At 45.8% G+C, this 8,024-nt stretch carries 3 protein-coding genes; all 3 read right to left on the bottom strand.

The window, feature by feature from the left end:
- Window positions 1–208: 208 nt before the first annotated feature.
- On the bottom strand, window positions 209–1,243 hold the full coding sequence (locus NW212_RS08920; RefSeq protein ID WP_258338299.1) for a glycoside hydrolase family 43 protein: 1,035 nt from the start codon (window positions 1,241–1,243) through the stop codon (window positions 209–211).
- 197 nt (window positions 1,244–1,440) lie between these two features.
- Window positions 1,441–5,508 carry a two-component regulator propeller domain-containing protein gene (locus NW212_RS08915; protein WP_375337975.1) on the bottom strand — a complete coding sequence of 1,356 codons (4,068 nt, stop codon included), beginning with the start codon at window positions 5,506–5,508 and terminating at the stop codon, window positions 1,441–1,443.
- A 262-nt stretch (window positions 5,509–5,770) separates the two neighbouring features.
- A complete protein-coding gene (locus tag NW212_RS08910; RefSeq protein WP_258338297.1) occupies window positions 5,771–8,011 on the bottom strand; it encodes a GH92 family glycosyl hydrolase in 2,241 nt (746 codons plus the stop codon).
- Between the last annotated feature and the right edge of the window lie 13 nt (window positions 8,012–8,024).

The raw sequence follows: 8,024 nt of genomic DNA, 5'->3' as shown, positions 1-8,024 counted from the left end.
TACATCAAGCCAAGAAAAACTTTTTGGAGAAATTCAAAACAGTTTCTAAGTAGATGTTGAGAATTAGCTTATACAAAATTGTCTGTTCAGAAACGCAGATCAACGCGGATTTTCACAGATGATTGCGCTGATTATCTGCTTTTAATCTGCGAAAATCTGTGTTTCTAACAGTTTCATTTAATTTTGCACATTTACTTATAGTAAAAGCCTATTTCAATTTGGCATCAAATACCTCCATTCCCCATTTCTCATGCCAGGGAATCGTAATTTTTTCTCCGCTGATCACAACAGGCAGCCATACATAACGCGAATTTTCCAAATCCGTCTTGTTCCACCTGTCGAACATGGCGATGTAAGCATTCTTTTTCCCGACAACCGGCTGCACATAAGTGCTCTGTGCATAGAAAGTCTTGTCGGCATCCTTTCCGGTACAAGGGTTCCCGATTACTTCCCATTCCCCCATAATCGAATCAGCGACAGCCAGTTCTGCCACATTGGGATCCCAGCCTGTACAGCCGGAAGAAAGTATATAATACTTTCCTTCATGCTTGAACACAGCCGGAGCCTCGCGCGACTTGTTGATAAAGTTCCGTGTGAAGCGTCCCGAAGGTTTCAGATAATCATCTGTCAGCAAACTGATATACATCGTGGCATTGTTTTCTGAAGAATAGAACTGATACGCCCTTCCGTCATCATCCACAAACACCGTCTGGTCACGACTCATGGCATTGTTGGGACGGAAACTTCCCAGGTATTCAAACCTGCCGGTCGGAGAATCGGACACTGCGACTCCGGCACACGCCTTGCTGTAATCGGCACTTTCCACATGCGCCCACATCACAAACTTCTTGGTCTTCTTGTTATAAATCACTTTCGGACGCTCCAGCACCTTTGAAGGATGCAAATCATGGTTCGGATCGTCTTTCACGGCAGGAAGCACAATGCCCTCGAACTTCCAGTTCAACAAGTCCTTCGACGAATAACAGCTTACTCCCGTCACATCCGTACGGTAACACTCCCACGTCGCCCACTCCGGAAGGACAGTCTTTCCCTTCTTGTATTCCCCATACCAATAATAAGTGCCCTCATAATAAAGAATACCTCCACCATGAGCATTGATCGGATTGCCTTCCGTGTCGCTCCACACTTCTCCGGGACAGAACTCGGTGTGTTGTGCCTTGCCCACCTGCGGAAAGGCCAGGGCGCATGCGAACAATACGCTTGTAATAAATTTCACTTTCATAATGCTAATAAAATTTGATAAGTAGATGTTGAGAATTAGTTTATACAAAATCTGCCTGTCCAGAAACGCAGATTAACGCGAATTTCGCAGGTTATTGTACCGATTATCTGCTTTTAATCTGCGCTCATCTGTGTAAAAATCTGTATTTCTGACAATATCATTCATTTCGCACACTTACTTATTATATTCCATTCATGTCATTTGTTCCGCTTGAAATACTCGCTCGGCATGTAACCGAAATACTTCTTAAACGACTGGGCAAAATAAGAAGGCGTATTATAGCCTACCATCGTACTGATCTCAGCAATGGAATATCGCCCGTCTTTCAGCAAACGAACCGCCTCATTCATACGAATCTTGCGAATAAACTCAACGGCCGACTCTCCGGTAATTCCTTTCAGCTTCAGATGAAGGTTCGAGCGACTCATGTTCATCGCTTTCGCAAAATCTTCAGCAGAAAAGCCCGAGTTATCCATGTTTTCTTTCACTACATTCATTGCTCTGGTCAACAATTCCTCGTCCATCGCATTGAACGTGATTTTTTCCGGCTGGATTTCAGTGGTCTTCTTGTAATATTCTTTCATGCGGATGCGTGTACGCATCATATTCTGAACCTTAGAAACCAGCAGCGACAACGAGAAGGGCTTGGAAATATAATCGTCCGCCCCTATCTGGAAACCTTCCATCTTGTCGCTTACGTCATTTTTGGCCGAAAGCATAATCACAGGAATGTGGCTGGTAGACAAGTCCTGCTTGATGTGCCGGCAAAGCTTGATACCGTCCATCACCGGCATCATAACGTCAGTAATGACCAGATCCAGATCACCTTCCTTCAGCTTTTGCAGAGCCTCCTCCCCGTTTCCAGCCTCAACAACCGTAAATTGTTCAGAAAGGCCTTCGCGCAAGTATCTTCTGATGTCCTCATTGTCTTCCACAACCAGAACCTTTCCGTATTTTTTCGTTTCTCCCGGTTCTTCCGCCTTATCCGCTTCCCTTTCCGTATCGGCAAAAAACATCGCTTTTGAATTAACGGAATAAACCTGCTTTGCCGTTTCACCTTCTCCGTCCTTCTTCATTTCCTCGGGCGAATAGGCTTCCGGACTTTGGGGCAAATAAACCGAAAAGACACTTCCTTTGCCTTCCTTGCTCGTCAGTTCAATATGCCCGTGATGCAGTTCCACCAGGCGGTGAACCAACGAAAGCCCTATACCGCTTCCCATATGGGTATTCTCAAGCTGGAAGAAGCGTTCAAATACACGCCCCTGCACTCCTTCAGGAATCCCCACGCCTGTATCACTCACTTCCAGCAGCATATCTGCTCCCGACAAAGTCAGACGAACCGTAATGCTTCCTTCCTGCGTATATTTGAAAGCATTGGACAACAAGTTGTTTTCAATCAGATCCAGATACTGGGAATCGACAAGCAGCTCCCGGCCTTCCAAATCAGACTGCAACGTGTAATTCAGCCCGCGGCTTCTGGCCAGTTTCTCGTAATACAGATAGTTCTCTTTTACCTGGCGGTAAACATTCACCTTTCCCACCTGCAATTTGAAGACACCTAATTCCGCCCGGCGATAGTCCATAAGCTGGTTGACAAGAAACAGCAGACGGTTTGCGTTCTTCTCCACGTATTGCAGTTGCGAACGGAACCACTTGTCCGTCGTTCTCGTCAGCATCTCTTTCACCGGAGCAACAATCAATGTCAACGGTGTCCGCAGCTCATGAGATATATTAATGAAGAAACGGAACTTCATCTGGCTGATCTCCTCCTGATGCTGTTTCTCCTGGCGTTCCATTTCAAGTTTCATCTGCATATTTTTACGGTCCTCCCAATGCTTGAACAGCCAATAGAGCAGAAGCATACCGGCAAGAACGAACATAAGGCATGCCCACCACGTACAATACCAGACCGGAAGAATGGTTATATCCAAGGCAACCGGATTCTGACACCATTTCCCGTCACTGTTTGCAGCTTTCACAAGAAAACGGTATTTCCCGGAAGGGAGGTTCGTATACGTGACACTTCGCACATCCTGACTATAGAACCATTCACCGTCATAACCTTCCAGACAATAGGCAAACGTGTTATGCTGTCCGGAAATGTAGTTTGAAACCACATAGTCCAGCGTGAACATCCGCTGCGAATGATCGAGCACAATACTTTTAGTATCGCAGATATTTTTGGAAAGAATGCCCGTATCATCTCCAGGCATAATCTTCCGGTTTGACACACGCAGCCCGGTAATGACAGGAGAAGGAGCGTAAGGATTATCGAGCAGCAGTTCGGGGCGAAACGCTGTAATGCCATTTATCCCGCCAAAGTAAAGCATGCCGTTTTTCGTCCGGCAATGCGAATATGTGTTGAACTGATTGCTCTGCAACCCGTCATTGGCCGTAAAGTTACGGAAACGCCCCGTATTGGGATTGAAGCAGCTCAAGCCTTTATTGGTGCTTATCCAAATGCAGCCATATGAATCTTCTTCTATACCATAAACCACATTGTTCGGAAGTCCGTCATCCGTTGTATAATGTTCAAGCTCCTCCTTTTCGTCATTCCACCGGTACAGCCCCAAACGTGTAGCAATCCATATTTCCTTCTTCGCACTTTCAAAGACACATTGCACTTCAGAAACAGCCGAGAACTCTGGCGAAGGCAACGGCATGCTATAAAGTCCCTTCACTCCTTCATGCTCAGTCCCGAATATCCGCAGCCCGTCGGTTCCGCCAATCCACAATCTTCCGGATGAATCCTTAAACAGGACAAAAGCCGACATCCGGGGAATTGAATTGCCTTTTGAATCCGAAGACACAAGCGCAAATGTCCTGCGCTCCATATCAAACAGGTAAAGCCCTTCGAGCGTTCCGGCCAGCAGTTGGCCATCCTCATAAAGAAGAAGCGAATAAATGTCACCGGGAACATTGGGAGAAATATTAAAATAGTCAATCCGCCCGGTAACACGGTCCAGAATCTTCAGTCCCCCGGCATGCATTCCTATATACACGCGATTACGTCTCTCGTCGATATAAATGGCCTTCACATTGTTCGACTCCATATTAGACAACAATGTTTTCCCGGTATTCAACGGATAATAAACAAACTGGCCCGTCTTTGTGCTGTAGTAATTCACTCCCCCATCATTGGTTCCGATCCACAGGTTGCTGTCCTCATCTTCTACAATACAACTCACGACATTGTCACTCAACGAATTCCGATAAGGAACATGACGGATATTATAAAAACGGTTCTTCAGCGGATGATAGTAGTTAAGCCCTCCAAAATAAGTTCCCAGCCACATGCCTCCCTGCGAATCCTTGAATATACACCTCACCGAACGTTGGCTTAGGCTTCTGGGATCTACCGAACTGCTGGTATACGAAACAAACGAATCTGTCTTGTCAACATAAATGTTCAAGTCATTGAAAGTACCGACCCACAAACGGCCCTCCGAATCGAAAGACAACGAACGGACATAATTTGAGCTCAAGCCATTTTTACTTCCTGCCTCATGCAAATAATGGCGTAATTCTCCGGTTTTCAGATCGACGGCATACAAGCCTTCACCTTCCGTCGCAATCCAAAGCTGCGAGTCATTTGACTGAAGCATGTCCTGCACCTGCACTTCCGCATAAAAATGCGGAAAACGTTCGACCATACCGGTCCTGAAATGATAAACATAAATGCCCTGACTGTATGTACCTATATAAACCTTGTCGCCAATAAGCTTGACAGAAGCAACCTTCAAATTCCTTAATGACTCTGGAAGAGCATTTTCCAGAAACTTGCAAGAAGCACGGTCAAAAAGCTGCACATGGTAGTCTGCATTGACCAGAAGTTTCTTCTCCGGCAATTCGACTATACCAGACACAACCATCGGCACATCCGGCTTAAGACTGAAATTCCGGAAACAGTCCTGTTCTTCATCATAGCACGACAAACCTTTCTGCGTTCCAACCCAAATCTTACCGTCATCATCCACCTCCAGAACACGCACAATATCATTCGCCAAGCTATACTCCGGATTATCAGAAGAATGACGGTAGACCGTAAAGTCGTATCCGTCATACTTGTTAAGTCCGTCGTAAGTGGCGAACCACATATTTCCCTTCAAATCCTGAACAATGGAGAAAATGGTGCTTTGAGATAGTCCTTCATTGATTGAAACATGGGTAAAACCCACAGACGAAAGATCTGCGGCAGAACTGTTCCCAACCATCCATCCCCACAGGCATATAAGAAAAACTATACGAAACTTCATTGCGATCATTTAAAACTATATTGTTAGACAGCCTAATAGGTTTCCTCACTTTTACACACATAGGGAAACGACGATAAAAGTACGATAAAAAATTCATTCAATGATAAAAACAAGAACAAAAATCCAAAGATTGATGCAAAGAATAGAGCAAGCCCCTATCTGACTGGCTGTGAGCGTCAATTCGTTCCCAGACAATCAGACAGAGGCTTTGTATATCCCCGACGATCAAAAGCAGGCTGCCGCAATTCCCAATGCAGCTGTTTGCCGGATGTTAAGGCTTTTTCTCGAAACTGAGATGCCCGGCACTTATCAAATCACGATGCGAGATACGATATCCGCATTTCTTGCCTCCCAAGCGGATAGCTTTAATATAATCTCCTTTTGCTTTCGGATTGGCTACTTCGATAACCAGCTTCTCTTTTCCGTAATAACGGGGATTCAGCTTTATCGTCACTCTATCAAAAGCAGGCAAAGTCAGCGTGTATTCCGGTACACCCGGACAGTCCGGATAAAAGCCCATCATGCTGAATACAGCCCATCCCGACATTGTACCCGTATCTTCATTTCCTGGAAGTCCGTCAGGCTTTGTCGTGAAATGCTTGGCCAGAAGTTCTTTCACCAGTTTCTGCGTGCGCCACTCTTCTCCCTTAAAATAACTGAACAAATAAGGATATGCGATATCCGGTTCGTTGGCCGGATCATAAAGCCCTTTATCAAAAACCATCTGCAACTTTTTGACAAAGTTCTTTTTTCCTCCCATCAGCCTGGCAAGCCCTTTCACATCATGAGGCACATAAAACGTATAATTCCATGCACTTCCTTCGTGAAAGCCCGGAACCGGTTCAAAATTGGCACCCTGGCTGGGATCAAATGGAGAATAAAAACTGCCATCAGGCAAAATGGGACGGAATGTTCCGTATTCTTCCGAATAATAATGCCTGTATCCCAACGAACGCTCACGAAACATCTTGGCATCTTCATTCTTGCCCAAAGCTTCGGCAAATGCAGCCAATGCATAATCAGCTATATAATACTCCAGCGCATGAGAAACAGAATTGTCGAACTGCTCACGAAGAGGCACATACCCCAAATTCATGTAATCATCGTTGTCGGGACGCAACAGATTCTCTTTTCCCGGTGACGTAGCCGACTTATACATTGCCTCATACGCCAGATCAACATCAAAATCACGCAGTCCCTTCATCCAGGTGTCCACAATGACAGGAATGCTCGGGTCACCTTCCATTGTCAGTGTTTCACGCCCATACAGCTCCCATTTGGGCAACCATCCGTGTTCACGATACATATCAACCATGCTTCTCACCATATCCAACTGACGTTCAGGATAAACCAAGGTCATCAACTGATGCAGGTTGCGATACGTATCCCAAAGCGAAAACACGGTATACCGGTTTCCTTTTGAGGTCAGAATCTTGTCCCCTTCCATTTGAGGATATTGTCCGTTCACGTCTTGCAAAAGATTCGGATGGATGAGCGCATGGTACAGTCCCGTATAAAAAACCGTTTTCTGTTCTTCTGTCCCTCCTTCCACCAGGATACGTCCCAAATCATCATTCCAACGTTTCCTCGCCTCCTCGCGGACAGTTTCGAAATGACGGCCATGCTGCTCTTTTTCCAGATTTTCACGCGCATTTGCTATACTTACGAACGACACTCCCATCGCGACCTCTATCTGTTCCCCCTTCTCCGTATCAAAAGCAAACCATGCACCGATATCATCTCCGGCAATATCTTTTGCATATTTCGTGTAAAGTTTGTATTTCCCCTGATCCTTATCCCATTCGGCTTCTACCCCAACCATCGGGCGCTGTTTCTTCCAATAACCCGAAGCTTGCGGAACTTTATTCACTTTCATTACAAAATAAATAGGAAAAACAGCCTGCGGATTATAGCAGAACGTACCAAGCACCTTCATTCCCTCCACCTCGGTTTCACTGACTTTCCTCATATAAGCGCCGCTTTCATTCGTCAGGCCTTCGCCAAGGTTCAACAGTATGTTGCTCTTGCCCTCAGGAAAAGTAAACCTGACAAGTCCCGAGCGCGGTGTAGCAGTAGCCTCTGCAAGAATATCATATTTGGTCAATGAAATGGTATAATACCCCGGAGATGCACTCTCTTTCTCATATTTGCTTCCATAATGATGGTAATCGACATCCAGCTCCCCAGTTGTCGGCATCAAGAGAAGGGAACCCAGTTCAGGGCATCCCACCCCACTCAGGTTTACATGTGAGAAACCGGTAAAATAACTGTTGGTATACTCATAAGGAGTCGACCACCAGCGGGCGTCCTTATCATATCTGTTGTCATCAGACCCCATTACATTAAACGGAACGACAGACATCATTCCATTGGGACAGACTGCACCCGGATTGCATGTTCCGAAGTTCGTTGTTCCTATAAACGGATCAACGTAGTCAGCCGGCTCCTGTGCGGCCAGCCGCTCTCCCACGAACCAAACAGCCAGAAAGGCCAGCAATACATGTTTCTTCATGCTGCAAGATTAT

This window comes from Bacteroides sp. ET225, assembly GCF_024733745.1.
GTDB classification, from domain to species: Bacteria; Bacteroidota; Bacteroidia; order Bacteroidales; family Bacteroidaceae; genus Phocaeicola; species Phocaeicola excrementipullorum.
This window is presented reverse-complemented; position numbering and strand designations above follow the sequence as displayed.

Excerpts from the sequence above, each read along its gene's own strand:
- NW212_RS08920 (WP_258338299.1), bottom strand. The coding sequence starts at position 1,243 with ATGAAAGTGAAATTTATTACAAGCGTATTGTTCGCATGCGCCCTGGCC.
- NW212_RS08915 (WP_375337975.1), bottom strand. The coding sequence starts at position 5,508 with ATGATCGCAATGAAGTTTCGTATAGTTTTTCTTATATGCCTGTGGGGA.
- NW212_RS08910 (WP_258338297.1), bottom strand. The coding sequence starts at position 8,011 with ATGAAGAAACATGTATTGCTGGCCTTTCTGGCTGTTTGGTTCGTGGGA.